Annotated in this window: 3 protein-coding genes; 2 read left to right on the plus strand and 1 reads right to left on the minus strand. The window is 45.7% G+C overall.

The features are described from left to right. Positions 1-612, plus strand: a 612-nt coding sequence (locus OGV57_RS07565; RefSeq protein ID WP_072820579.1) for an IS5 family transposase, incomplete at its 5' end; no start/stop codon positions are given. Positions 613-751: 139 nt separating this feature from the next. Here OGV57_RS07565 and stbA read toward each other — a convergent pair. Beyond that, on the minus strand, positions 752-1,138 hold the full coding sequence (gene stbA / locus OGV57_RS07570) for a plasmid stabilization protein StbA (protein WP_001039464.1): 387 nt from the start codon (positions 1,136-1,138) through the stop codon (positions 752-754). 580 nt (positions 1,139-1,718) lie between these two features. On the opposite strand from stbA, the gene OGV57_RS07575 reads away from it, so the two are divergent. Then, the coding region (locus tag OGV57_RS07575; protein ID WP_074185796.1) for an IS5 family transposase at positions 1,719-2,155 on the plus strand (437 nt) is incomplete at its 3' end.

The following is a 2,155-nucleotide window of genomic DNA, read 5'->3' on the forward strand; positions in this document are numbered from 1 at the left end:
GTCAGTTTCAAAACGTTCACCCGGGGTGAAATCGCGCATCTGGTGATTGATTCCACCGGGCTGAAGGTCTTTGGTGAAGGCGAATGGAAAGTCAAAAAGCATGGCCAGGAACGCCGTCGTATATGGCGAAAGTTGCATCTGGCAGTTGACAGCAACACACATGAAATCATCTGTGCAAACCTGTCGCTGAACAATGTGACGGACTCAGAAGCCTTCCCGGGTCTTATCCGGCAGACTCACAGAAAAATCAGGGCAGCATCGGCAGACGGCGCTTACGACACCCAACTCTGTCACGATGAACTGCGGCGTAAGAAAATCAGCGCGCTTATCCCGCCCCGAAAAGGCGCGGGTTACTGGCCCGGTGAATATGCAGACCGTAACCGTGCTGTTGCGAATCAGCGGCTGACCGGGAGTAATGCGCGGTGGAAATGGACAACAGATTACAACCGTCGCTCGATAGCGGAAACGGCGATGTACCGGGTAAAACAGCTGTTCGGAGGTTCACTGACACTGCGTGACTACGATGGTCAGGTTGCAGAGGCTATGGCCCTGGTACGAGCGCTGAACAAAATGACGAAAGCAGGTATGCCTGAAAGCGTGCGTATTGCCTGAAAACACAACCCGCTACGGGGGAGACTTACCCGAAATCTGATTTATTCAACAAAGCCGCGCGGGGCTAACAGGTAAGATGAAATTAAGGTTTTACGAACACTGCCACTGTAATTAATTACCGCTACTTTCATAAATCACCTCAGAATTTTTTGTTGAACTTCTTAGGGTCGAAATTCTCACCGATTTTCTTGAAGAATTCTTTATCAATAATGCCGGGACTCTCTGCTTTTTTACTTTCCTGCACTTCAGGCTCAGACGGTTGTGTATTGTGCAATACACTTTCCGCTGCACCCTTCGCGCTACTCTTATCATGCGTATTGTGCAATACATTTTTTCGGTTTTGCCGCGTTCTATACAGTGCCATCTCAAGCCCTTTGGCTGTTACCGAAAAGCTGTATTCGCTGTCGAGGATTTCAGCAATTTCATGCCGCGTTAGCCCTCTGTCCAGCCAGTTCTCGATTTCATTTAGGCGCAATCTGACAGCAGCCGATAAGTTGCGGGGTTTCAGATCTGCTGGTTTATTCATAACCCCCTCCGTTGTATGAAAATGACTCTACAACACTCGTAAGAAGGGGTCAATCGAGTTTTGTAGTTTATCTGTAGTTTTATTGTAGTCTATTTGTAGTCTGTCACGTTTTTTGTAGTTTATTTGTAGTTTTATTGTAGTCTATTTGTAGTCTTACAACACTAAGGCAAAACGTTTTTTGTAGTTTATCTGTAGTTTATCTGTAGTTTTTGGTTGCTCAGATGGTCATGCAAGCATGACCATCAAAGAATAGGACGCTTTTTAGCCAAATGCCCCTTAACCTACGGAGATCGCCCTACCAAAAAAAGATGATTTTTTATCCCTTAACCTGCTATACACCTAACGCAGCGTGATAAATCACGCTATTGCACTGATTTAAAAGAAAAAAAACAAAATTTAGCCATGCTGCGGTATTACCCAGGTATTACAAATCAAATCTAAATTACTGATTTAAATAACTTTTTATTTATTACTTTGGTAATACTATGATTTCACCGTATTAGACACCCTTTTTTCGTTTAAAAAATGCACAAATTGAGGACTGAATGGGCTTTGTTGAATAAATCGAACTTTTGCTGAGTTGAAGGATCAGATCACGCATCTTCCCGACAACGCAGACCGTTCCGTGGCAAAGCAAAAGTTCAAAATAACCAACTGGCCCACCTACAATAAAGCCCTCATCAACCGTGGCTCCATAACTTTCTGGCTGGATGATGAAGCTATTCAGGCCTGGTATGAGTCAGCAACACCTTCTTCACGAGGCAGACCTCAGCGCTATTCTGACCTTGCCATCACGACTGTGCTGGTCATTAAACGCGTATTCAGGCTGACCCTGCGCGCTGCGCAGGGCTTTATTGATTCCATTTTTTCTCTGATGAACGTTCCGCTACGCTGCCCGGATTACAGCTGTGTCAGCAGGCGGGCAAAGTCGGTTAACGTCAGTTTCAAAACGTTCACCCGGGGTGAAATCGCGCATCTGGTGATTGATTCCACCGGGCTGAAGGTCTTTGGTGAAGG

Origin of the sequence: Citrobacter sp. Cf087, assembly GCF_030334285.1 — a bacterium.
Taxonomy (GTDB): domain Bacteria; phylum Pseudomonadota; class Gammaproteobacteria; order Enterobacterales; family Enterobacteriaceae; genus Citrobacter; species Citrobacter freundii.

Bases quoted from the DNA above. Each gene is read 5' to 3' on its own strand.
- stbA (WP_001039464.1), bottom strand. From the start codon at position 1,138: ATGAATAAACCAGCAGATCTGAAACCCCGCAACTTATCGGCTGCTGTC.